We start from the raw sequence: 24,122 nt of genomic DNA, 5'->3' as shown, positions 1-24,122 counted from the left end.
AGGAAATGGCACACCGTATTTTAGGTCTGGACATCGCGGCCGATCGCATCTGCGGAACCGTAATCGAGACCTCGCTGCGAGGCCGCAAACTGGTCTTCCACCACCAGATGGCCATCGACCCCACGTCGGGCGAGGATCATCCCGCGGCGGCCGAACAGGACGAGGCCGAGCTGCTCGGTCCGGCACTGCGCGCGCTGCGGGATTTCCTGTTGCAGATCGACTCGGGTTTCGACGAGATCGTGGTGGCGATGCCGGCGCGTAGCGTGGTCTGGCGCACGCTCGAGCTGCCGTTCACCAAGCGCTCCAAGATCCAGCAGGTAGTTCCCTTCGAGGTCGAGTCCGGCCTGCCCTACGACCTAAGCGAGATGCTGCTCAACACCCAGCTGCTCCAGACCCGGGACAACACGAGCCTGATCGGGGTCTACCTGACGCGCAAGGAAGTAATCGCCGCGCAGCTGGCCAAGCTCGGCGAGTTCGGCGTCGACCCGCGAGTAATCACGCCGGGCCATTGGGCGTTGATCAACGCCGCGCGCCCGGCGCTCGAGGGTTCCCAGGGCCTGGAAGTCGTGATCGACGTCGGTTATCGCAACACCCTGCTCGCACTGTTCGACAACGGCGGTCCACGGGCCGTGCGCACGATCAGCCGCGGCGGCCGCGACATCACCGAGGCGCTGGCCCGCGAGCTGAACTGCTCCCTTTCCGAGGCCGAACGCGGCAAACAGCAAGAGGTCAACCTCGATCCGAACCAGCCGGGCGAGACCACGGCGCGGCTGCGCGAGATCGTGCTGCGGGCGCTGGAGCCGTGGATGACCGACCTGCGCCAGACTTTGAACGGCCTGGCCGGGGAGCGCAAGATCGAACGCGTGCTGATCAGCGGCGGGACGAGCACGCTGCAGGGTTTCGCCGACTGGCTATCCGATCAGCTCGAGACGACGGTGGAGCGTTTCGACCCGTTCGCCGCCGTGCCTCAACGCGAGATCGAGCCCGACCCCGCGACCGCGCCGTATGCCGCGCTCTGCGCCGGACTGGCGTTGGTCGGAGCGGGCTCCCCGCGCTCGAGCAAGCTCAACTTCCGCACCGGGCCCTTTGCCGCAGCCCGCGTTTCGCAACAGCTCGGCGGCAAGGCCAAACCACTGATCGTGATGGCCGCGGTGCTCGCCGTGCTGCTGATCGCCAACTGCTATATGGGCTACGCCGCGACCCGCGGCAAGTCGCGCGAGGCGCAGCAGCATATCTCGACGATCTGGCGCGAGAACTTCCCCGGAGAGCCGGTGCCCAGCAACGTACGCGCGACCTTTGAGGAACGCATCCGCGTCGATCGCGAGAAACTCAAGCTGATCGGTGAGCTCGGCGACGGCAGCGTCTCGACTGTCGACCTGCTGTACCGGATGTCCGACAAGACCCCGGCGAGCGATCTGACCGTGGACTTCAAACGCATGGAGATCACCACCGACGTGGTGCGCATCGAGGGCGAGGTCAACGACTTCGAGGACGTTGACCGCGTCGAGTCGGTGCTCAAGCAGCTCGACGGAGTCTCCTCGATCCGCAAAGAGAACGTCGACCGCACGCCGGACGGCAAGGTGAAATTCAAACTGATCATCTCCCTGGTGACCAAATGAGGCCGATCAGCGCTCGCGAGAAAATTCTAATCGGTGCCGCCTCAGCGGCGCTGGTGATCCTGATGTTGATCCTGCTCAGCGGCTCGTTCGGCAGCAAGGGCGCAGCGGTCGTATCCGACGACCCGCGCTCGGAACTGCTGGCGGTCCAGGAGCTGGCACAGCAGTACGCGCCGATCCGCGCCCGTCTGCGCAGTTCCCAGACCAAGATCGAGAATGCGGGCAACACCTCGCTATTGACCACCCTGGAGTCGCTGGCCTCGCCGCTGGGAATCCAGATCGACGAGGCGATCAACCGCAGCAAGCCGACCAATCCGCACTACAGAGAGGAGGCGGTCGAAATCAGTCTGCGCGGAATCAGCCTACAGCAGCTCGCCGAATACATGCTCGCCCTGCGCGACTCCGAGGTGCTGCTGAGCATCAAGAACGCGAGCATCAAGAGCCGGGCGCGCGACGCCTCGGTGCTCGACGTGCGGCTGGAGATCTCCACGTTCAAGCCCCTGTGAGCCTTGGCGTTCGCACGGAAGGCAGTATGAAACGGCTTTTCACATCGATTCTGGCGCTGATTATCCTGCTGCCGCTTGCCGCCTTGAGTGCGGAGTTGCGACTCGCGACCGGCAACGTGGAGCTTGGGCAGCAGGCGACCCCGCAACTGCGACAGACCCTTGCCGGCCTGGCCGGTTCCCTGGCGTTGGTCACGCCCGCACCGGGCTACAATTCGCGCAGCCTGACCCAATCCGGCGTCGTCGTGATCGGCCCGGTCTCCGGCGGCGCCCTGCTTATTCGGGTCCCGTCCGCGTCCACAGGCCTGGAGCGCATGCTCAGCGGGGCACTGGCCTGGCGCGAGGAGTTCCGCATCGATCCGCTATTGTCGCGGGCCGGCGAACGGCCGCGCGTTGTGCTCCACATCAGCCCGGACGTCGATTTCAAACGCACCGCTTCGCAGCTCGAGTCCTGCGGCTTCCGCATTGAAGAATCACGAAGCTTCCTGGGACAGCTCGTGGGCACGATCGAGCGAACCGAGCTTAGCCGCGCGTTACAAGTCGACGGCGTGTTCTACATCGAGCGCGCCGACGGGCCGCTGATTCTGCTCAACGACTCGATTCGTCCCAGCGTCGGCGCAAACAAGGCCCAATCCTCGCCGCTGAACCTCGACGGCTCGGGCGTGGTGCTCGGAATCTGGGACGGCGGACACGTGTTCGCACATAAGGATTTTTCAGGCAGGCTCCAGACCGAGGACATTTCCGAGATCAGCTCCCACGCCACGCACGTGGCCGGCACCATGGCCGGCGACGGCTCGCATTCGCAAGACCAGGGGGGCGACTCCCGTCAGTGGCGCGGCATGGCTCTCGGCGCGCAGATCGTCTCCTGGGATTTCAACGGCTCGCTGACGGACTTCGAGCGCGCCGTGGAGCTCGGCGTGGACATCAGCCAGAACTCCTGGGGCAGCTACGTTGCCGACAGTCTGGACAACTGCGACAGCCTCGGACACTACGGGGACCTGGCTCGCGGCTACGACCAGGTGATCACCGGCACGGCGGGCGCAACATTAGTCGTGGTCTTTGCCGCCGGCAATCAGCGCAACATGGGCGAATGCGGCATCGACCCGTTCGACGGCTGGGATTCCCTACCGCCGCCCGCCTCGGCCAAGAACACGATCGTGGTCGGCGCCGTGCAATCGACCACCGACGACATGACCTCCTTCTCATCGTGGGGTCCGACCGACGACGGCCGGGTCAAGCCGGATATCGTGGCCCCGGGCTGCGACGGCGACGACAAAGGCTACATTAAGAGTACCCTGCCCAATCACAAGTACGGTGCCGAGGGCTGGTGCGGCACATCAATGGCCGCGCCGGTGGTCTCGGGATCGGCCGCGCTGGTCCTTGAGCAGTTGCGCGACAACGGCGAGTCCGATACGCCGCCTTCGCTGATTAAAGCGATCCTGTTGCAGACAGCCCTCGACCTTGGTTTGGAGGGCCCTGATTTCAAGTACGGATTCGGCAGGCTCAACATCTGGCATGCCGCTACGCTGACCAAGCTAGGGGGCTACGCCGTGGCCCAACTCGATGAGACCAGCGAGGAGTACAGCGAAACGTTCGATCTGCCGCCGCGGATCAACAAGCTGCGCGTGACACTGGCCTGGGACGACCCCGCGGCCGCGCCCGGCTCGTCCGGAACGCTGATCAACGACCTGGACCTGCTGCTGATCGACCCCGAGGGAGTTGAACATCGTCCGCTGGTCGCCGATCCTAAATATCCGGATCAGGCTGCCCAGCGCGGACGCGACAGTCGCAACAATGTCGAACAGGTTGTGGTCCAGGACCCGCAAGCCGGTCAATGGGAACTGCTGGTCGTGGCCCACGAGCTCAGCGAACCGCAGCGCTTCTCCCTGGCCGGCGGCGCCTTGGGCCGCGCGATCTGCGATGCCGACGGCGACGGCTACATGGCCCAGGGCGCACCCTGCCGCGGCAATGACTGCGAGGACGACGAGGCAGATGCCTATCCGGGTCATCGCGAGGTCTGCGACGACGGGATCGACAACAACTGCGACGGCGAGGTTGACGAGGATTGCGACGAAGTCGACCCCGATGACATTTTCGGCGACGACGAGGAGGAAGAAGAAGATTCCGGCGACGGCCTGTGCGCGCTCTCCACGAGCAGCTCCCGGGTCGCCGCCTCGCTGCTAACCGCACTGGCCGCCCTGCTGTTCATCGCCCGCAGGCGACGGGCAAAATGAGTATCCGGGTCACGGTCTGCAACGGAAACGATGTTGTCTGTTCCCTGACCAATCTCGGCGTGCTCTCGATCGGTACCGAACAGCACAACGATCTGGTGCTCCCCCCTCCCTCTCCGGACGACCCACGTGATTTCCGGCTGGTATTCATCAGGCGCGGCCCGCAGCTGTTCCTCCAGGCCCAAGGGAGCGCTGCGGACGCGCTTGCCGACGCCGACCAGCCTATCGCGTCCAGCGGCAAGATCGAGGTCGGCAGTTACAGCTTCAACTACGAGGATCTGCGCCGCTCAAATTTCGGACCGTTCGACAGACCGGGCACGCGGCTGATCAAAGTCGACGAGCAGGGGATTGAGCTTGCGATCGTCGAGCTCAAAATCGTTTCCGGTCCCGACGCGGGTATGAAGCTGAACATCGACTCGCCGATCGTGGTCGGAGCAGCGCCTGATTGCGACCTGGTGCTCAATGACAGCTGCGTTTCCAGCCGGCACATCGAGCTGTTCCCTACGGACGCCGACGTGCAGCTACGCGACCTGGAAAGCAAGAACGGAACCTTTGTCAACGACGTGCGCGTCGCCTCGGCCGCCGTGCCTCCCGGCGCCCAAATTCGTTTGGGCAATACGCTGCTGGCGATCCAGACGCGCTCCGAGCACATCGCGCTCGAGCTCGAACCTGATCATCTCTTCTGCGGCATGGCAGGCCGTTCCGAGTCGATGCGCCGCCTGTTCGCGTTGCTCAAACGGCTGGCCCCGGTCGACGTACCGGTACTGATCAGCGGTGCCACGGGAGTCGGTAAGGAACTCGCGGCGCGAGCACTTCACGATCTCTCGCCCCGTTGCGACGGCCCGTTCATCGCGGTGAACTGCGCGGCCCTGTCCTCGCAGATTTTCGAGAGCGAGCTGTTCGGCCACGTTAAGGGCGCGTTCACCGACGCAACCAAATCACGTCCCGGGCTGCTGATGGCCACGGACGGCGGCACGTTGTTCCTCGACGAACTGGGGGAACTGCCGTTGGACCTGCAGGCCAAACTGCTGCGCGTGCTTGAGTCCGGCGAGGCGATCCCGGTTGGTTCAGACACTCCGGTGCCGGTCGACGTACGAATCGTCGCCGCCAGCAACCGCAACTTGGCGGTCGAGGTCGAGAACGGCACTTTCCGCACGGACCTTTACTACCGGATCTCGGTCTTCCCGATCCACATTCCGCCGCTAAGCACGCGGCCCGAGGACATCGAGCTGATCGCCAATGTGTTGCTCGCCGACATCTCACGCGACAAGCGGCTCGATGAGGCTGCTCTGGAGATGCTGCGCGATCTGGACTGGCCCGGGAACGTGCGCCAACTGCGCAACGTGCTATCGCGCGCCGCGCTGCTCAGCGAATCCGAAACAATCGGCACCGAGACGATCGTCCAAGCACGCCAGATGGCCCAGGGGCCTGGCGGCGCGGCCCGCGAGAACGGTCTTACGCTGTCCGAGATCGAACACGAGGCGATCATTGCCACTTTGGCGCGCCACGGCGGCAACCGCACCAAAGCGGCCCGGGCGCTGGGCATAGCCAAATCTACGCTCTACGAAAAACTGCGGCGCTACGGCATCGCAGAGAATTCATAATACTGTCGCGCGACGAACGGACTTTGCCAGAAGACATGCTCGCCCAGGAGGATCGCATAATGGAGCAGATCGTCGACCTGCGCAGTGACACCGTAACCAGACCCTCAGACGCGATGCGCGCGGCCATCGTCGCGGCCGAAGTGGGCGACGACGTTTTTGGCGACGATCCGACAACGGCGCTGCTCGAGCGCAAAGTCGCCGCACTGCTGGGTAAGCAATCGGCGCTGTTTATGCCCAGCGGCGTGATGTCCAACCAGACGGCGATCGTGGTACATACCCGTCCCGGCGACGAGATCATCTGCGAGGCCAACGCGCACATCCCCAACAACGAGAGCGGCTCTCCAGCGGCCCTGTCGGGCGTGACCGTCAAGCTGCTGGAGGGGGTCGGCGGCGTTCTGCACGCCGACCAGATCAAGGCCCGCGTGCACTTGGGCCAAAACGTACACCAGCCGATCACGCGACTGATCTGCCTGGAGAACACGCACAACAAGGCCGGCGGCCGGGTCTACCCGTTGGACGCGATGCAGAACGTGGCGCACACGGCACACGAATTGGGGATCGCCGTGCACCTCGATGGCGCGCGGCTGTTCAACGCCCAGATCGCCTCGGGGATCGACGCGGCGCAGTACGCGGCCTGTGCCGACACGGTGAACATCTGCCTGAGCAAGGGGCTGGGCTGCCCCATCGGTTCAGTCCTCGCCGGCTCGTCCGAGCTGATCGAACACGCCCGCAGAGTGCGCAAGCGCCTGGGCGGCGGCATGCGCCAGGTCGGGATTATCGCCGCCGCCGGTCTCTACGCTCTGGAGAACAACGTTGACCGACTGGCGCTGGACCATGCCAACGCCCGACGCCTGGCCGAGGGGCTGGCGACCCTGCCGCAAATCCAGATCCGGCTGTCGCAAGTCGAGACCAATATCGTTTTAATCAGGCTCGATGACTGCCTCCACGGCGTGATCGAGCTGGTCGAGATCCTCGGAACCTACGGCGTGCTCACGGTACCCTTTGGGCCGGACACAATCCGCGCCGTGACCCACCTCAACGTATCAGCCGAACAGATCGACCGCGCCATCGAGATCTTCGGCAAGGTGCTTGCGGGCTAAACGCTTGAGCGCCCTGGTCGAGCTCAACCGATTTCTAACCCTGGTAGCGGCGTCTTTCAGCCTCAGCCGCCAGGCGCAGGAGGCGGCGCGCCAACTGCTGTCCAAGCCCTGGGACAAGGCTGTCGAACTGTTGGTCTCCGGCGCTCAATATGCTTCTTTGTTTCACCAGCGCTCGCGCCTTGAGCGCCTGTTGCGCGACGCACCGTTCATCTACTCCAAGCTGTCGCAGATCGAGGCGCAGGACGACCCGGACATGTTCCAGCGCACTACGCTGCTCGCCTCGTGGATCTCCTCCGAGATCAAGGGCGAGCGTCTGCCGCAGCTCAACCGGCTGCTGCTCGAACTGTTTAAGCTCGCCGACCTCGAGCTGAGCCATGACCAGGTGCTGCTGCGGCTGGCCACGCAGTACATCATCGGCCGGCTCGATAAAGACCACGAGGACGTGCGGCTGTTGTTAATGCAGCTCAGCGCCGAGCTCGGCTTGAGCCAGGGTCTGCTTTCCGACCGCGTTGAGACGATCCGCGACGAGCGCCGTAGCGGCAAGCTCACGCTGATAACTCCCCAGCACGACCTAGGCGAGATCACACTACCGCGGCGCGCCTTGGGCAGAGAGCAGGAGCGCGACGAGCTTTGCGAACTGTACTCCGGCGGCGCACGCTGCGTGATTGTCCACGGAATCCCGGGTGTCGGGCGCTCGACCCTGGCACGAATGGCCGTGGAGAGTCTGCGCAGCCGCTACGACGGCGTACTGGCTATCGACGCCGCGAGCTATCGCTCGGTGGACGAGCTTTGGTTGCGCGTCGCCGGCTTTCTACTGGGCGACCAAGCCGCTCGTCTCAGCCCGGCCGAGGCCCTGGGCTGTTTGCCCGAGGAGCTATACAGCGGCCGCAGACTGCTGCTGATCAGGGATATCGACCGCGGCCCCCTAAAAGGCGATGCAGTCGGGATGATCGAATTGCTCAACGCCCTCCCCCTGCGCGCGTTTCAACTGCTGGCGACTTCGCGCGTCCCGGGCGCGGGGATTGAGGGCGAGATCGGCTACCCCGCCGGGTCCGATTGCGGCCTGGGCGGCCTGGACTTCACCAGCTCGATCGCCTTGTGCCGCGGCCACTGCCCAAATTACAACGTCGGCCTGGACCAGCTGGGCATAATCGCGCGCTCCCTGGACGGACATCCGCTGGCGTGCAAGGTGCTGTCCTCGATCCTCGCTTGGACCGGCGAGGATCCGCAACGCTTTGCCGACGAAATCAAGCAGCGCTCAATCCTCAGCCTCGACCCGGAGGACGAAGAGGGAGGCGAACAGGCGGTGCGCCAGGCCCTGGGCTGGGCGCTTTCCAAGTTGCTGGTCAACGTCGAACTGCGCAACGTGCTGTTGTTCGCCGCAACGGCAGGACCATCTTTTTTACAATCGGACCTGCGCGACAAATTAGGCGCGGGCGCAGCCTCGATCGAGCTGCAAAAGCTGCGCGAGATGGGGCTGGTCCAAACCCTGACCGCCGATGGCAGCGAACGCTATCGGCTCCATCCGCTGCTGTGTGAAGTGCTGAAGGCGGGGCCGGTAGTGGCCTAAACTCAGGGGCGCGCCGTGAGTCCGCCCAGAGCGTAGTTGGCAATCGCCAGCTTGAGCTGCTCGGTGTCCTTGTGGCCGAAGGTCGACACGCCGACGACCATTGCGCTGAGCACGGTATCGATGCATCCCAGCAACACGAAGGCAGACAGCCGCGCGTCGATATCCTTGCGCGCCTCTCCGCTCTTCTGAGCGCGGCGGATCATCTTGGCGACCGTATCGAACGCCTCGCGGAACATTTGCAGGCTGCCGGTCTCCTGAAATCGGTTGGAGCGCGTCACCTCGACGATCAGCACTTTGAGTAGCTCCGGGTTGTGCTCGTAGGTGTCGAGCAGGAACCCAACCAGGTTCTGCACCCGTTCCTGAAACGGATGCTTCTCCAACAGGCAGATCTGCTGCAACGCGCGTAGGAAGACCTGCCAATTGTCGTGGAAGATCGAGTTCAGCAGCTGTTCTTTATTTTCGAAATAGTGGTAGACCAAGCCGTAGGCTACGCCCGCCTCTTTGGCTATATCTGAAACGCGCGTGCCGTGATAACCCTTCTGGGCGAAGGTCTTGATCGCCGCTGCCATGATCACACTTCGCTTGTCCGTCGCCTCATTTACCATCGAAATACCGCTTAATGGGCAGGGCCCGATTGATTAATCAATCGCAAATTATGGTAACGGGCCCGATGGTGTCAAGCGCTGCTCCCGGGCAGGCACAGCCGTCGTTGGCGGCATTGAGCGCAATACTCGCCCTGGCTGCGGGGAAACTCGCTTGATTGCACAGCCGCATTCAGACGCACAACAAGCGCGTCGAGATCCCCGGCCGGATCCTCGAACTCGACCTTCACCGCGGCGCGCCCCACGCAATTGAGGCGGCACTCCAGCGGCGGATTGCCCAGGGCGCCGGCCAACGCCTGCCGATAGACCAGCAGCTGCGAGCGGTAACGCTCTGCGAGCAGCCGCGGATCTCCCTGAGGCGGCCGGTCGGTCTTGTGATCGACCAGCACCCAGCCATCGCCCGAGTCGAAGGCCAGGTCGATCTTGCCCTCGATCAGCAGCGATCCCCAGCGCAGTGCCACGCTGTGCTCGCGCAGCACGTTCTGCGCCGCGCCGACCTGCATGCCGATCGGTGAATGTAAAAAGTCCGCGGCCACACCGGCCAGCCGATCGATCGTCGCGGTGTCCGGCTCCAAATCGAGCTGTTCGAGCACAAGTTGTGCCAAAGCCCGCTGATCGCCCGTACCGTCCAACTCGATCCGCTCGAGAATTAAATGCACTGCCTGACCCCAAGCAACACCGCTGATAGAATTTGCAACGAGCGGCGTTTCTATCGCCGCGTCTTCGAGCGATGGTTCCTCGTCGCGGGGCTGATCGAGCGGCATGCACAGCATGTACCCCAGCTCAAAGCGCCGTGGACATCGATCAAAGGTCCACAGCCCGGTAGCGCTGATCACATCGAGCCGCGGTTGCGGCGCCGGGGCCCGGTCCGCCACGGGCTCAAGCTCGACCGCAACGGCGGACAGCGGCTCTTCCCGTTGCGGATCCTCAAGCTCAGCCCCCTGCTCCGCGTCGAGGTCCACCACGCTCCAGACCGCGGGTCGGCAGCCATTGAGCTCGATCGCACCCTCGCCCGGCTCGTCGGGAAGCTCCAGCTCCTGTGCCAGGCTGCCCAGCCAATGCTGCTTTTTCTTGGTGCGCGTGCCGCTGAGCACCAGCAGATCCTTGGCCCGGGTCATTGCCACGTACAACAGCCGCTGCTCCTCGTCGTCCGATTCGCGTTTGAGCGCATCTTTGACCAGCTTCCAACGATCGTCGCTGATCACGCTCATACTGCGCGGGTCGACCAGCTTGAACGCAGCTCCGAGTTTGCGGCTGACTTTGAAAGTCTCGCTCGGCCCCTTGGGCGAGCGGCCGACGTCGACCACAAACACCACGTCGAACTCCAGGCCCTTGGCCTTGTGCACGGTCATCAGCCGGACGCTCGAACGCTGGTCAGAGTCCGGCGTCGTAGGCTCCACCGCACGCGAACGCGTGGCGCGCAGCCGCACCAACTCGTCGGCCAGCTTAAGCGGATCTTCGATCCCGGACGAGACCAACTCGGTCGCCAGTACAGTCAGCCGACGAACGTTGGCAGCCTTACGTCGGCCGTCCACAGCCGCCAGCGCCGTCAGTTCGGCCTCAAACAACTCGGCCGCTTGCGCGAGCAACGCGTCCGCACGCAAATGACGCGAGCGTTGGCGCAGCATTGCGTGACGCCGGGCGAAGTCCTCGACCGCGCGCCGGTCGACCTCGGACTCCAGCCGTTCCGTGGCCCGCAGGTCGGCCAGGGCCTCGAGCAGGCTGATTCTGGTATCCCTGGCGTGTAGACACAGTTCGAGCAACCCTTGGTCGGACAGCCCGACCAGCGGGCTGCGCAGCACAGCGGCCAGGCGGATCTCGTCGCGTTCGTCAACAATACAGCGCAGCAGGTTGGCCAAGTCGAGCACTTCCCACGACTCGAAATAGCCATCGCCCGAGATCAGGTCAAAGGGAATCGAGCGCTCGGCCAGCGCGCGCTGGATCGGTCCCAGACCGCCGGTGGTGCGCGCCAGCACGGCAATCGACCCCGGCTCGACCGGCCGCTCGAAATCCCAGAACCCGGCCTGTGAGATCAACGACTCGATCGACTGGGCCACCCAACGCGCCTCTTGAAAGCGCCGGGTGTCGCTGCTGGCCGATACTCCAAGACGGATGCGTACGCCACAACGCTCCGGCCACTGCTTCTCATCCCACGGCTCCAGGCGCTCCATGCGATTGCGCGTGTTCCTGTCCGTATCCCACATCCGTTCGAACAGCAGGTTGGCAAAGGCGAGGATCTCCGGCCTGCTGCGCCGGTTGACCTTCAGCGTGCGGCGCCCCTGTTCGGGTGTGGACTCGTGCACCCTGCGGATCACCTCCACGTCCGAACCGCGAAAGCCGTAAATCGCCTGTTTCTCATCGCCAACCACGAACAGCCCACTGTTATCGCTTAGCAGCTCTACCAGCCTGTTCTGGATCGGGCTGGTGTCCTGGAACTCGTCGACCAGTATCTGCGTCCAGCGCCGTTGCAGCCGCTCTCTCAAGCCTTGATCTTCGGCCAGCAGCGCCACGGCCTTGCTCTCCAGGTCATCGAAGTCGAGCAATCCCGCGCGGCGCTTAACGCCCTCGTACTCTTTTACAAGGTAGTCCTCAATGAACAGTTGCACCGGAACCGTTCGTGCGGCCAAACGATCGGCGACGAACAGCCGGGCTTGATCCAACGCATCCTTGACCGCGTTGAACGGCTCCTTGAGCTTGGCAATTACGTTGCCTTTTACCGCATGGCGGATACTCTCGAACAGCGTGAAGATTTCCGGCCGCAGCTCGTCCGGATCGATCTGCACCAGTCGCTCCAACACCGCGCCGAGTTCGGAACGGCGCTGATCGTATTTGTCGGGCGCATGCTCCAACTCCTCCAACGCCTTCTCCGCCGCGATCAGCAAGTTGAGCAGCGGCGCGTTCCCCTTCTCTGAAACTTCCATCCAGCCCAAGCCCCAATCGTCGAGCTGGCGCACGGATCCGTACAGGCGTTGGAACGCTACAACCCATTGATCCTCGCGCCGCAGCAGACTCGGCCGGTTGCCCGCAACGCCCACGCTGCCGCGCAGTGCATCCCACTGTTGCGGCCGTTCGACGCGGAACCGCTGGTCCGCAGCCTGGAACGCTTTTTCGAACAGCAGCCGCGCGCGATCCTCGTTCGCCACGCCGAAGCCCGGATCGAGCCCCGCGACCAGCGCGTTCTCGCGCAGGATTCTGGCGCACAACGCGTGGATCGTGCCGATCACCGCGAATTCCACCTCGCGTCGTTGCGCATGCCGACCGATTTCGTCGAGCTTATGGATGATCCGCTCACGCATCTCGGCCGCGGCCAGCTCGGTAAAGGTGATCGTCAGGATCTCGCTCACCGGAACGCCGCTAAGCGCCAGCGAGACGAAGTGCTCGGTCAACGAATAGGTCTTGCCCGTGCCCGCGCCCGCGGCCACGCTGATCACCCGCTGCGCGCTCATTGGGCCTCTCCCTCCCACTGCGGACGGTAGCGGCAGACGTCGGCAAAGGGGCAGTTCTCGGCGCCGCAACGATCCATTCTCGCCGGACGGGCTAAGATCTGTCCGCCATAGGCGCGCGCCACCAACTCAATCAGCCGTTGTTGCTGCTGGTCGAGCCACTGATCGAGCTGTTCGGAGTTCATGACGAAGGTCTTGGAACTGGGCTCGACCGCTCCCTCGGGCAGCCGGTCCGCGGCGTAAATACCATCGCGGCGTCCATCGTAACAGCCGACGTAAAACATCCCGCCGGGCTGTACGTTAAAGGCATGACGCAGGGCCAGCAGATAAATCGCGGGTTGGTTGTCCAATCCACTCTCGACCCGCTTGCGCCGTTCGTTCCAACCCATTTTCGAGAGTTTGTAATCAACGACCAGGCCCACGCGCCCCAGTTCGCCCTGGATCACGTCTACGCGGTCGATGCGGCCGTGCAGCGTCAGCTCGGGCGCGGGCAATCGATGTCGCAGGGATTGCGGGACCTCGATCGCGCAGGCCGTTGATTCGGCGGTGCCGAACTCCTGTTCAAATCCCACGGGCTCGGCTCCACCGGCCTCGATCCGCTCTTGCTCCTCGCGGATCGTGACGTTCAATGCCGACAGCAGCCGCATGCGGACCCGAGCCGGATCGTCGGGATGGCCGAAGCGCCGCAACGCTCTGTCGAGCTGCCGATCGAGCAGGTCGGGCCACGAGCTAAAAGCCTGGTGCTGGAACACCTCGCGCAGCACCTCGTGGATCACTGCGCCCTCGGCCAGGTTGTCGAATGCCGGTCGCCGGGCCGGTGGTTTGAGGCGCAGTAGCTTGGCGCAGAAAAAGCGGAACGGGCATTGCGCCAAGTCGTCCGCACGCGAGGGCGAGAGCGGCTCGACCAGTTCGCGCAGCTTGAAAATCGTCTGCGGCCTGCTCAACGCAGCCCGGCCGCGCCGTTGGGAGCGCTGCAATAGATTGCGGAAGCCCGAGTCGCGGTCGGCCAGGCCGCGGGCCGCGGCCAACAGTCGCTGGTCCGGATGCAGCCCGGCCCGCCGTCTGCCCACTGCGTCGGCGCAGCCGCGCAACACATCGCGCCGGATCGTGGCCGTGTCCAGCAACGGCATACGCCCCGCGCCCGAGGCGTGGCGCACGATTGTGCTTTGCTCGAACAGCGCCAGCAGATCCTCAAGCCAGAAGGCGCGCGTCTGGCTCACGCCCGCGACGTTGCGCTGCGGATAGCACAGCACCATGCGTTTGGCAGCCCTGGTCGCCGCTAAATAGAACAGCAACCGCTCCTCGTCCATCCGCCCCTCGGCGGTCTTGAGGGCCACGCCGGAAATCCTGCTGCGTTCCTCGTCACCGAGCAGCGCGTCGTCGAATACGCGCGGCGGGAACTCCTGTTGAGTCAGGCCGGTGAAGTAGACGCAGTCAGCCTCCCAGTTGCGCGCCTCGAGCGCATCGACCATCCGCACCGCGTCGCTACGCCGCGTCTGGAGCGACAATCGACTATGTTCGAATTGGGAAATCGCCGATTCGACCAGCCGGCGCGGATCGAGGCTCCCCTCGGCATCTCGAGCGCTCCAGGCGGCCAAATCGGCCAAAGCCGAGCGGGCGGCGGTCAATGCCGCGGCGCGCAGCAAATGGTCCTCGTGCGCGGATTGGGTGTAAAGCTTGATCGCACCGGCCACCGCCACCTCGGCCGCGAAGGCGTCCAACACCTCGAAGGCCGCCCTGGCCGAGGCAGCCTCGCGCAGACGCCGCGACCAGCCAACCAACAGTTCGAGGGCCGCGCGCGCCGTGGGCAGTTGTTCCAGACCCTCGAGGGCCGCGGCCCGCTCCAGGGTCTGCGGCGGCTCAATCGACATCCACAGTTCGACCAGATCGGACAGCTCACAATCCGGCACATCCAGACCGCGAGCTGCCAGAGCCCAGGGCATGGCGTTCAGATCGTCGACCAGGCAGCGGTAGAGCCCGCAAAGTTCGCTTATCGCCTGGTGCCTGCTAAGCGGTGCGGCGGCCAAAACATCCAGAGGCACGCCCACCTCGTCAAAGGCCCGGCGCCAATCCGCGGCACACTGATGCAGCGAGCGACGCACCACTAGAAAGCTGGTGTACGGCTCGCCCGCAACGCGACGGCGGGCGATATCGCGCGCCACCCACATCGCCTCGTCCTCTGGGTCCGCGGCCGCGTAGAGCTCGATCCCTTGCCCGGCGTGCGTCTGGTCCGCCCCCTGGGCAAACAGCCCGGATTCCACCACGCGCAACGCCGTTGAGCGAAAACGTCGCACGTCATCCAGGCGCTGCTCGGTAAAATCGATAGAGAGCAGCCAATTCCTGGTGCGCTCCAATGTCTCGAATCTGCGGCCCCGGGGATCGACCAGCGAGACCACACAGCTCTGCGCACAGTCGATCAGTTGCCGCAGCAACCGCGATTGCAGCTGTGTGAATTCGTAGAAGCCGTCTACGGCCAACAGTTCGAGGCACGGACGATCGCCCTGGGCCAGCCTGCGGGCCGCCAGAGCGATCGCCGACTCGAGGTCGACCAATCTGCGCGAGTCCAGCTGCGCTTGGTACAGCTCGTACAGCGCAGCCATCGCCCGACCGTGTGGCCGGCTGGAGCGCCGCAACGCTTCAGGCTCCAGCCCGGCCTGCCGGATCTCGCGCAGCCAACGCAGGGCTGTACGGGCCAGCCCCGGGAACTGTGCGGCCTGGGTCAGGGGCTCCAACTCGCGTTCCCCGGATTCCAGGACCCGGCGCATGCAGCTTTGACACAGCGCGTCACCAGCGAAACGTAGGCTGTCGTGGCGCGAAACGATCGAGAGGCTCAGATCGAGCAGGGTGTGCAGGCCGCCATCGAGGACCGCTGAACCGTGGTCGGGGCACAGCAGATCGCGCACGTGGCGCACCATTGAGGCCGTGGGGAGCAGCAGCATGCGCTGTTGCGGATCGGCGCGCATGAAGCGCTCGCGCAAAAACGTTGATTTGCCTGAACCCGCACTCCCCGCTAGCAGGATGCGGTCAGGCTCAGTTCCCATCGAAGAAGCGTTGGAACGGCGCGGGAAGATCGGCGGGCGCGACCTGGTCGGCCTGGCGGCTGAGGTCGACGGAGCTGAATGTGTTCCAAAACAGCGTCGGATACTGCGGATCGTCAGCCGTTACGGCCAACATCGCGGCCAGCGCTTTGCCGGTGTAGGTGGTCTCGACCTTCAGCCCCTCGTGCTGATCTAGGTCGCGCACCGCGCTGAGCCCCTCCTGGGTCACTTGGCCGTAGGCGCCGCCGTAAAACTCTGCGAGGACCGGGATGTCGTCCGGGCCGAACTCGAGCTGCGGTACGCTGTGATCGTTGGCGCGCATCAGGCCCAGGGCCTTGTTGGCCAGTCCGGCGACCACCCGCGGGTTGACCACGAACCGCGGCGCCACCTGCACGCCGATCACCTGCGTCTTGAGCCCGGCCAGCCTCAGGCCGATCAGCAGCCCGGCGGTGGTACCGCAGGAGCCCGTGGCCACGAACAGCCGCCGCGGCTCGGGCAGCTCGCGTCGCGCGACCTGCTCGGCCAGTTCCAGTCCGGCCTCGACGAATCCTAAGGTTCCCAGCGCGTTGCTGCCGCCGGGCAAAATCAGCGCGATCGGCGGGTCGGCGTGCAGCCGCGAGCCGACCAGCGCGCCCAGCGTCTTGAGCGCGGTCATCGGATAATTGCCGGCCCAGTGCATCTTCGCGCCGTAGTAGTGCATCAGCCGCAGCGCCTTGCGGCAGTGGTCGGTCAGCGGCTGGTTGAACAGCACCACGTGGCACTCCAAACCGAAGCGCCGGGCGTAAACCGCGGTGGCGATCCCGTGGTTGGTGCCGATGCCGCCGGTGGTCACTACTCCCTTGGCGCGGTCGGCCAGCACGCGGGGGAAAAGGAACTCGAACTTGCGCGGCTTGTTGCCACCGTAGTCCGGATTGGTCAGATCGTCGCGCTTGATCCACAGCTCGCCCAGACCGCGGGCCGCGGCCAGTCTCTCCAGCGGCGCCACGGGCGTGGGCCGGTCGATCAGCGGCAGCCAGGGGAGCCGGGCCAGACCCGGATAGCGCTTGAACAGCAGCGGCGAGACGCTCATTGCCCGTTCACCGACATCGACGCCCAATACGCACGGGGTTGCAAATTATTTAGATCCTTTGCGCCATTGATACACGCCGCGGGCAAGCATCCCCAGGCCGACCAGCAGGAAGACCGCGGCCACCACCGTGACCACGATTCCGATCAGAAACTTGAGGATCGGTAAAATGATCAGCAGCGTGCCCTTGATCAAGGCGCCGAGCAACGCGATCACGAAGAACAAGGCCACCAGGCCGATCAAGACCAGACAGCCGAGCCAGAAGTCGCGAAACATCCCCCAACCGGGCTGTTGCGCATAGACTTGCCAGTTGGGCCGCCCCGTCATGCTCAGCCTCCCATAGTCGGCGTCAACAGTGTGATCTCGTCGCCGTCGGCCACGGGCTGCGCCAGTTCATCGGGCAACTTGAGCCGCCGACCGTTGTGCAGCACGGTCAACACTCCGCTCTTGTGCTTGGCGAACAGCCGTTTGAAGAATTTACGGCCCAGCAGCTTCTGCTTGTCCGCGAAGTCGAACAACTGCTGCACGCTGTTCACACCATCGGCGGGCAGTTCGAAGCTGCGGTGGTCCATCCGAGCAGCGACGATCAGGCTCACGTTGAGTTTGACCGCCATTGTTACTCGCCGCTGTAATAGAACTCGAGTAGGTCGGTCTGTTTAAGCTGTTGAAGCTTGTTCTTGGTCGGCCTGCCCGAGGGGTACTCCCAGCCGTAAGCCTCGTGGAACTCGCGATACATTGTCTCCTGGTCGATCGTCACCCCGGCGTTGGGTCCGTCGGCCATTGGCGGTACGCCCATCACCCGCCCCGTGACCCGGGTATCTTCGAGGGTGATTCCCTCGCGGATGTTGAACGCCTTGCGGATGTTTTGGATCCGCTCGCCAGCCTCCATCCACTGCTCGTCGGTCAGGTCCCAGCCGGTGGCGGCATTGAGATAATCGAAGATCGGATAGGGCTTGCCCAACTGAAGGCCGAACAGGCAGATCCCAGCACCGTTGGCCACGTGGTTGATGGTCGAGCCAAGCTGCAGGAACTTGCCTTTGCCCGAATACTCGTAGCGTTTGGCGTGGCTGGAGAACATCGGCCGCTTGCCCATGAAGCGCACATCGACCTCTGTCAGCTCGGCAAAGCCCAGGCCCGTGGTCGTGTGGCGCCCCGGCGTCGGCTCCAGGGCGTAGGTCACGCCAAAGCCCGGGTCGTAGCGCGGATCGTGCGCGGGGAGCTCCTGTCCGCCGGCGTGAACCGCGAACTCCTCGGAGCCGCGACCCAGCTTCTCGGCCGCGCGCTTAACGCCGTCAGCCAGCAGTTCGCCGATCCCCGGCTCGCGCATTGCCATCTTCTCGATCAGCGGCACCAGCACCTTGGCGTTGCCCCAGCGCAATTGCAGGCCGTCGGTGTCCTTGTCGGTGAGCAGCCCCTTCTCGTAGGCCTCGAAGGCAAAGCTAATCGTGCTGCCGGCGCTGATCGTGTCCAGTCCGTAGCGGTTGCACAGGTCGTTGACTTTGTAGATCGTGAACAGATCGTCGATCAACAACGAGGTGCCGAACATGCACAGCGTCTCGTACTCGGGCTTGTGCGTCCATTCCAGCGGGTACGGCCCATGCTCGATCTTGTGTTCACCGCCGCAGTGAATCGGGCAGAAGCTGCAGCCGTAGCGTTTCTCCTGGTATTTCAGCAGGCTTTCGTCGCTGATCTTGTGGGCCTTGCTGCTCAGCGGGAAGTCGCGATAGCCCACGCCCTTCCAGTTCTTGACCGGCGAATCGCCGTTCTGCGAACTCATCGCCGTGGTCCCCATCGTGCCGTAGCGTTTGAGGATCTGCTTCCAGGCCATCGCGTCGTCGCGCGGGAAGAACTTTAACTTCCAGGTCAGCTTTCCGGCCAGGCTCAGGGTTTTGCCCAGTATCGGCTTGGTCGGGTAGAGGAAGTTGCCCTTATCGATGTAGGCCTTGAGCTTCTTATTCATCTCCTTGATCTTGTCGCGGTCGGCCAGCTCGGTCTTGGCCTTGCCCTTAAGAGCGATCGCCTTGAGCTTCTTGCTGCCCATCACCGCGCCCAGACCACTGCGTGCGGCCAGACGGCCCTTGTCGTTGACGATTCCCGAGATCAGGCTCAGCTTCTCGCTGGACTGACCGATGCTCGCCACTTTGAGCCGTTTGATCCCGGTCTTTTCTACCAGCCGATCCTCGGTCTCAAAGGCGTCGATCCCCCACAGGTCCGTGGCGTCCTCGATTGAGATCTTGCCGTCGTTGATCAGGAAATAGACCGGCTTGTCGCTGGCGCCGATGAAGAAAATTATGTCGTAGCCGCACTTCTTGATCTCGGGGCCCAGGGTGCCGCCGGAGTTGGCGTCGCCCCAGCCGCCGGTCAGCGGGCTCTTGCCGACCACGATGTAACGGCCGGAGAAAAACGCTGTCGATCCTGACAGCAATCCGGTGGCGAATCCCAGGATGTTCTCCGGGCCCAGCGGATCGATGCCCGGCTTGGTGCGATCGAAGATCAGCTTTGCAGCCAGGCCATAGCCCGTCATGTACTGCCGGACCATCTGCTCGTCGATATCTTGCTCTTCCCAGCTCTTGTTGGTCAGATCTACCCACAGAACTTTTCCCGCGTATCCGTTAGGCATGAATGCTCCTTATTTTTTCACTGCAGGGCGCAACCCCGTCGTCGGGTTCGCCCAGTGGGCCTATTGGGGGATCGAGGCCAGCAGCTCGTGCGCCAGCCGTTTGTCGTCCTCGAGCTCTTTTTCAAATCCGGGGTCGGGAGTCAACGTCAGCACCTTCTCCAGGTACTGGCAAGCGGCATTATACTCTTTTTCCTTGATCAGCACCTCTCCGAGGTTGACCAACGTCAGGCTGTAGTTCGGGGCGTACGACAGGCTCCTCTTCAAGTGCTCGACGGCCGTGGAATTGCGAGCCAGCGGTGATTTGAAGTAGACCATGCCGATCACGCGATCCGGCCCGCCGTACCAAAATGTCGGGTCGAGCTTCAGCGCCGCCGCCAGGTTGTCTTGGACGTCGCCGACGATCGTCATCTTGGAAAACGTGCTCTTTTCCTCGTAGCTCTTGGCCAGGTTGACCGCGTACCAGTAGTGGGCGCCGGCCGATTGAGGGTCGGCCGTATAGGCCTTCTCGCCCCACTGGGTTCCCTTGACGTACAGCGCCTCGCGCTTGTCGGCAGGGGCGAAACGCCCGAGGAAGTAGTAGGCCATCGAAATGCGATAGGCAGCGTCGGCGCTGGCCGGGTCGGCCTGAAACGCTTGCTCCCACTTGGCGACCGCCTGCAGCACGAAATCGTCGGAGCTGGAGCGCTGCAAGTACAGTGCGTCTCCCTGGGCGATCAAACTCCCGGAATCCTGGGCCGTTGCGCCCGGAATACAGAATAGCAACGCCACAAACAGCGCGGTTCCAATCAGGACTCCCTCATTTCTGAAATACATTCAGTGCTCCCCCGATATATCGATTATTTGCGGCCGTGCAGTCGATATTCCATCCTGGCGATGGCGTCCTTGGTCGCGTCGACGATCGCCTTGCGATGCCGCCAGAGGCTTAGGGGCACGAAGACGATGCGCAACAGCGGCATGTTGTAGCGCCGCAGCAGCCGCTTCAGACCGTTGAGCTCTTCCGCGGCGCCGCTCTCTCCCAGGCCCTTGATCGCCGCCACCCGCAGCTCTGGGCCTTCGCGGTAGATTTTAACTAAATTCGAACGCTCGAACAGCGCAGCGTGTGTCGCGGGCTCGAGCATCTCCAGGGCCTCCTTGCCGCCGAGCTTGGCCAGCGAGGCCACCAGCGTCTTGCGCATGCTCGGCTCGGCATAGAACATCTCGATCAGCTTGGGCACCTGATCGTGCGCACGCAGCTTGCTCAGTACAAGGGCCGCCGCCTCGCTGACCTCGGTCTGTTTGTCGAAAAGCAGCTCCCCGGCGATCTGGGCCGCGACCTCCGGACCCAATGCGGGCAGCGCGGTCACCGCCGTGCGGCGCACGCGCGGATCGCTATCCTCCTTAACGTCCGCGAGAGTCTGGACGTCGGCCCCGGAGCCGAGCTTGGCCACCAGGTCGATGGCGTTGCGCACGATGAAGTAGTCCTGGTCACTGAGCATGCCCTGGGCAGTGCGTTTGTAGATTTTACCGTTCTCGAGCTCGCGGATCTTCCAGCGCGAGGCTTCCAGCGCCGGCGCGCCCATGTCGCTGAGAATCGTAAACGCCTTGCGGCGAATCGAGCGGTCGTCTTCGGAGAACATATTGAACAGGCCGTCGATCACTTCGCTCGATCGCAGCACGCGCAGAATGCGGCTGACCGCCTCGGAGTGCTCGCGATCCTCCTCGACCAGATTGCGCAGCATCACCTGGACGGTCTCCGCATCGGCGACGCTCTTGAGCCCCTTGATCGAGGACTCGACCATTACCTTGTCCATCAGGCTGTCGCTGTCGTTGTTCAGCGCCGCCTCGTGCTTGCGGCGCAGTCTGTCGAAGCCCAGCACGATGCGCTGAGCCATCATCAGCCTGTCGGAAATGATCAGCTTCTGCGCCAGAGTGCCCATGGTCGAGAAGATTTTATTGACTACCTCGTGGTCTTTCTCTTTACCCGCGAGCCTGCCGGTGAGGTTGTCGATGACCTGGACCAGCGTGGTGTCCTTGTTTTTGGCGATGGCCACATCGGTCATATTCAGGATGTTGTCCAGAGCAGCGACCTTGGTCTCAAAGTTGCTGGTGGCGATGTCCTGCAGCAGCTGTTCGACCATCTTGCGCGTGGTCGACCACGACAACTCGTCGCGGATTCCGCCCTCGCTGAACAGTGTCTTGTCCAGCAGGCTGGGGTCCATCGCCAGCACCATCTGCATCAGGTAGCGCCGGGCCGTGGGATCGGAGGACACGTCGGCCTGGGACAGCGACTTGAAGGCCTGGCCGATCTTCTCGGCGCTGAGCTCGGTCATGTCGGTGCCGCCCTGCATCTTGCCCACGATTTCGGAGAGGATGACGTTGGACATCAAACGGTCGCCGGAGTCGCGAGCGTCCTGCACCTGTATCCGCTCGTCCTCGCCCGCGATCACGCCGTAGCGGAACTGGTCGAGGGTGATGTTGCTCACGTGCATCTTGTCCAGGAATCCCTTGGCGCCCCCGGCCTTTTTTACTTGCGCCTCGGTCATGGCGAAGATCCTGATGAACACGGTGATCTCATCGAGGGTCACGCCCTTGGTGAAGCTGACCGAGTTGATGTTGCGCGTATCCAGCGCGGCGACGAAGTCGTCGAGGAACCTGCTGCGACGCTTGATCCGCACGTCGTCGACCAGGATGTCCGAGCCCACGCGGCTGAGGGTAATCCGTTCCCTTTCCCCCAACAGCTCGTCGAGGGTATTGACCAGCGTCTCGATCGCCGGCTCGACGCTGGGGTGATCCATCGGGTACATGCCGAGCATCCGCACCAGCAGCGTGACGCGACGGATAATGTTCTGTCCCATGCGCGCCACTGCGACGTCCGAGAGTCCGCCGCCGCCGGCCTCCTGGGTTCCGGCCTTGACCAGGCCGACGCCCGCGGCGTTGGTCTTGATCGCCACGTCGGATATCACCAGCTCGTAGATCACTCCCTTGCGCCGGAAATCGGCCTCCTCGAGGATCGATTTCGCGATGTTCCACTGCAGGCGGTTGATCCAGTTGAGGTCAACGTTGAAGCTTTTTTCCAGCAGATCCGGGTTGTCGAGCACGGTGTTCACCGAGTCGATCGCGTTGACCTTCAGCGGCGGCAGACCGTCCTCCTCGGCGCGTTCGGCGATCAGGCTGAGCAACTGCATGTACATCGTAAACTTGGCGCGCAGGATGTTGACCTTGTCCTTGGGCACCTGGCCTGTGCGCTCGAGCAGGTTGGCCAGCGACTTACCCTTCTCGGAATTGCGCAGCCCTTGAACCATCTGATCAAAGGTCTTCTTGTCGGTCGCCTCTTGGAAGCGTCCGTTGTCGATCAGGTTGAGCATCACCTTGGCGTACGACAGGTCTTCGGTCGCCTTGTCCGCCACGTAAAGAAAAATCTCGGCCAATCCCCTGCTCGGGACGTCGGAAAGCACCTTGGTCATAACCGTCGTCTGGTCGACGATCGTTTTAGCCCCGCGTATGGCGGTCATTAACTGTCTGCCGATGTCGGCCGTCGCATCAATTCGTCCAGCCTGCGTCATCGGATCCTCCGGATCTTTTGCCCGGATTACTATGAAGAGCCTTCATCAACAATCCGAGTTAGGCAATGATATCATACTAAGATCAATAGTATTTCTGATGATAAATATACCCGCTGGGACTGTCAAATTGAACGATTACGGGGCTTCGAGCGATTGCGGTCTCCAGCCGTGCCAAGTAGCGGGCGTTTTGGGTGTGTAAGCATCCGTGTTGACAGCAGCGCGCGATGATGTAAGTTAGCCGCGGTCAAAATCCGCAAGAGGTGATCGAGCATGGAGTACCAGGGCGTTGTGATCCGACCGCCCAGTGAGGCCCGCAGCCTGATTCTGCAGGTGACGCACGGCTGTTCGAACAACAAGTGCACCTTCTGCCCGACCTATAAGGGCACGCGTTTCCGGATCAAGGACCAACAACAGATCGAGGCCGAAATCGACGAGGTCTCGTCGCTCTTTCCCTACCGCCGGGTGTTTCTGGCCGACGGCGACGCGCTGATCATCCCCCAGCCGCGGCTGACCGCGATCATGGCCCGGCTGAGCAACAAGATCCGCGGCCTGGAGCGCGTGGGAATTTACGGCAACGCTAAAAGCATCCTGCGCAAGAGCGTGGACGACCTGTGCGAGCTCAAGCGGCTGGGCCTGGGCATCATCTATCTGGGCCTGGAATCGGGCGATCCGCAGGTGCTTGATGCGATTAAAAAGGGTGTCGCGCCCAAGCAGATGATCGAGGCGGCCCAGCGGGTCAAGCAGTCCGGAATCCTGCTGTCGGTCACGGTGCTGCTGGGAATCGCGGGCAAGGACGGCGGCGAGCGCCACGCGCGGCTGACCGCCGAAGTGCTCAACAGTATGCAGCCGGACTACGTCGGAGCGTTGACCCTGATGGTCGTGCCCGGCAGCCCGCTATACGAACAGATGCTCGACAACAGCTTCAAGATGCCCGGCGTGTTCGAGATGCTCGGCGAACTGCGCACAATGCTCGCCGGATTGGAGTTGAACAACTGCCTGTTCACCAGCAACCACGCCAGCAACTACCTGCCGCTCAAGGTCAGGCTGCCCGCGCAGAAAGCTCACGCACTGCAAATGATCGACGAGGTGATCGACTCCGGGGACCAGCGCCGACTGCGCCCCGAATTCCTGCGCGCGCTGTAAAAAAATTCCGTAGCCCGGCCGGGCTACGGAACCTCTTAATATCA

Annotated in this window: 16 protein-coding genes; 7 read left to right on the top strand and 9 right to left on the bottom strand. The window is 63.5% G+C overall.

Annotation, left to right across the window (positions count from 1 at the left end; genetic code table 11):
- Positions 1-5: 5 nt before the first annotated feature.
- From gspL to P9M14_14060, 6 genes are read left to right on the top strand one after another with little or no spacing between them, the layout of a single operon-like run.
- Positions 6-1,619: a type II secretion system protein GspL gene (gspL, locus tag P9M14_14085; GenBank protein ID MDP8256875.1), complete on the top strand. Its 1,614-nt coding sequence runs from the start codon at positions 6-8 to the stop codon at positions 1,617-1,619.
- A complete protein-coding gene (locus P9M14_14080; GenBank protein ID MDP8256874.1) occupies positions 1,616-2,122 on the top strand; it encodes a hypothetical protein in 507 nt (168 codons plus the stop codon). Before gspL ends, P9M14_14080 begins: the two co-directional genes overlap by 4 nt.
- Positions 2,123-2,148: 26 nt before the next feature.
- Positions 2,149-4,353 carry a S8 family serine peptidase gene (locus P9M14_14075; GenBank protein ID MDP8256873.1) on the top strand — a complete coding sequence of 735 codons (2,205 nt, stop codon included), beginning with the start codon at positions 2,149-2,151 and terminating at the stop codon, positions 4,351-4,353.
- A complete protein-coding gene (locus P9M14_14070) occupies positions 4,350-5,954 on the top strand; it encodes a sigma 54-interacting transcriptional regulator (GenBank protein ID MDP8256872.1) in 1,605 nt (534 codons plus the stop codon). Before P9M14_14075 ends, P9M14_14070 begins: the two co-directional genes overlap by 4 nt.
- Before the next feature lie 59 nt (positions 5,955-6,013).
- Complete coding sequence (locus P9M14_14065) at positions 6,014-7,054, top strand: GntG family PLP-dependent aldolase (GenBank protein MDP8256871.1); 1,041 nt, start codon at positions 6,014-6,016, stop codon at positions 7,052-7,054.
- A 4-nt stretch (positions 7,055-7,058) separates the two neighbouring features.
- The gene (locus P9M14_14060; GenBank protein MDP8256870.1) at positions 7,059-8,624 is read left to right on the top strand and encodes an ATP-binding protein; all 1,566 of its coding nucleotides are present in this window, start codon (positions 7,059-7,061) and stop codon (positions 8,622-8,624) included.
- A gap of 2 nt (positions 8,625-8,626) precedes the next feature.
- Here the strand turns inward: P9M14_14060 and P9M14_14055 are convergent, their stop codons facing one another.
- The 9 genes from P9M14_14055 to P9M14_14015 form a co-directional block, all read right to left on the bottom strand.
- Entirely contained in the window at positions 8,627-9,229 is a 603-nt protein-coding gene (locus P9M14_14055) for a TetR/AcrR family transcriptional regulator (GenBank protein ID MDP8256869.1), read from the bottom strand.
- Between the two features lie 71 nt (positions 9,230-9,300).
- Complete coding sequence (locus tag P9M14_14050) at positions 9,301-12,672, bottom strand: UvrD-helicase domain-containing protein (protein MDP8256868.1); 3,372 nt, start codon at positions 12,670-12,672, stop codon at positions 9,301-9,303.
- The gene (locus P9M14_14045) at positions 12,669-15,710 is read right to left on the bottom strand and encodes a PD-(D/E)XK nuclease family protein (GenBank protein MDP8256867.1); all 3,042 of its coding nucleotides are present in this window, start codon (positions 15,708-15,710) and stop codon (positions 12,669-12,671) included. The genes P9M14_14050 and P9M14_14045 overlap by 4 nt, the downstream gene beginning before the upstream one ends.
- Complete coding sequence (locus tag P9M14_14040; protein ID MDP8256866.1) at positions 15,700-16,776, bottom strand: pyridoxal-phosphate dependent enzyme; 1,077 nt, start codon at positions 16,774-16,776, stop codon at positions 15,700-15,702. The genes P9M14_14045 and P9M14_14040 overlap by 11 nt, the downstream gene beginning before the upstream one ends.
- 45 nt (positions 16,777-16,821) lie before the next feature.
- Complete coding sequence (locus tag P9M14_14035; GenBank protein ID MDP8256865.1) at positions 16,822-17,100, bottom strand: hypothetical protein; 279 nt, start codon at positions 17,098-17,100, stop codon at positions 16,822-16,824.
- Positions 17,101-17,102: 2 nt separating this feature from the next.
- Positions 17,103-17,387: a MoaD/ThiS family protein gene (locus P9M14_14030; GenBank protein ID MDP8256864.1), complete on the bottom strand. Its 285-nt coding sequence runs from the start codon at positions 17,385-17,387 to the stop codon at positions 17,103-17,105.
- A gap of 2 nt (positions 17,388-17,389) precedes the next feature.
- Positions 17,390-19,393, bottom strand: a complete 2,004-nt coding sequence (locus P9M14_14025) for an aldehyde ferredoxin oxidoreductase family protein (GenBank protein MDP8256863.1) — start codon at positions 19,391-19,393, stop codon at positions 17,390-17,392.
- 60 nt (positions 19,394-19,453) lie between these two features.
- A complete protein-coding gene (locus P9M14_14020) occupies positions 19,454-20,206 on the bottom strand; it encodes a hypothetical protein (GenBank protein ID MDP8256862.1) in 753 nt (250 codons plus the stop codon).
- 23 nt (positions 20,207-20,229) lie between these two features.
- Positions 20,230-22,884, bottom strand: coding sequence for a HEAT repeat domain-containing protein (locus P9M14_14015; GenBank protein MDP8256861.1), 2,655 nt, complete (start codon positions 22,882-22,884; stop codon positions 20,230-20,232).
- A gap of 321 nt (positions 22,885-23,205) precedes the next feature.
- On the opposite strand from P9M14_14015, the gene P9M14_14010 reads away from it, so the two are divergent.
- Complete coding sequence (locus P9M14_14010; GenBank protein MDP8256860.1) at positions 23,206-24,078, top strand: radical SAM protein; 873 nt, start codon at positions 23,206-23,208, stop codon at positions 24,076-24,078.
- Positions 24,079-24,122: the final 44 nt, after the last annotated feature.

This window comes from Candidatus Alcyoniella australis, from assembly GCA_030765605.1.
In the GTDB taxonomy this organism is placed as follows: domain Bacteria; phylum Lernaellota; class Lernaellaia; order JAVCCG01; family Alcyoniellaceae; genus Alcyoniella; species Alcyoniella australis.
The sequence above is the reverse complement of the archived record's forward strand: the minus strand, read 5'-3'. Positions and strand labels throughout refer to the sequence as shown.

Excerpts from the sequence above, each read along its gene's own strand:
- gspL (MDP8256875.1), top strand. The coding sequence starts at position 6 with ATGGCACACCGTATTTTAGGTCTGGACATCGCGGCCGATCGCATCTGC.
- P9M14_14080 (MDP8256874.1), top strand. The coding sequence starts at position 1,616 with ATGAGGCCGATCAGCGCTCGCGAGAAAATTCTAATCGGTGCCGCCTCA.
- P9M14_14075 (MDP8256873.1), top strand. The coding sequence starts at position 2,149 with ATGAAACGGCTTTTCACATCGATTCTGGCGCTGATTATCCTGCTGCCG.
- P9M14_14070 (MDP8256872.1), top strand. The coding sequence starts at position 4,350 with ATGAGTATCCGGGTCACGGTCTGCAACGGAAACGATGTTGTCTGTTCC.
- P9M14_14065 (MDP8256871.1), top strand. The coding sequence starts at position 6,014 with ATGGAGCAGATCGTCGACCTGCGCAGTGACACCGTAACCAGACCCTCA.
- P9M14_14055 (MDP8256869.1), bottom strand. The coding sequence starts at position 9,229 with ATGGTAAATGAGGCGACGGACAAGCGAAGTGTGATCATGGCAGCGGCG.
- P9M14_14050 (MDP8256868.1), bottom strand. The coding sequence starts at position 12,672 with ATGAGCGCGCAGCGGGTGATCAGCGTGGCCGCGGGCGCGGGCACGGGC.
- P9M14_14045 (MDP8256867.1), bottom strand. The coding sequence starts at position 15,710 with ATGGGAACTGAGCCTGACCGCATCCTGCTAGCGGGGAGTGCGGGTTCA.
- P9M14_14040 (MDP8256866.1), bottom strand. The coding sequence starts at position 16,776 with ATGAGCGTCTCGCCGCTGCTGTTCAAGCGCTATCCGGGTCTGGCCCGG.
- P9M14_14035 (MDP8256865.1), bottom strand. The coding sequence starts at position 17,100 with ATGACGGGGCGGCCCAACTGGCAAGTCTATGCGCAACAGCCCGGTTGG.
- P9M14_14030 (MDP8256864.1), bottom strand. The coding sequence starts at position 17,387 with ATGGCGGTCAAACTCAACGTGAGCCTGATCGTCGCTGCTCGGATGGAC.
- P9M14_14025 (MDP8256863.1), bottom strand. The coding sequence starts at position 19,393 with ATGCCTAACGGATACGCGGGAAAAGTTCTGTGGGTAGATCTGACCAAC.
- P9M14_14020 (MDP8256862.1), bottom strand. The coding sequence starts at position 20,206 with ATGTATTTCAGAAATGAGGGAGTCCTGATTGGAACCGCGCTGTTTGTG.
- P9M14_14015 (MDP8256861.1), bottom strand. The coding sequence starts at position 22,884 with ATGACCGCCATACGCGGGGCTAAAACGATCGTCGACCAGACGACGGTT.
- P9M14_14010 (MDP8256860.1), top strand. The coding sequence starts at position 23,206 with ATGGAGTACCAGGGCGTTGTGATCCGACCGCCCAGTGAGGCCCGCAGC.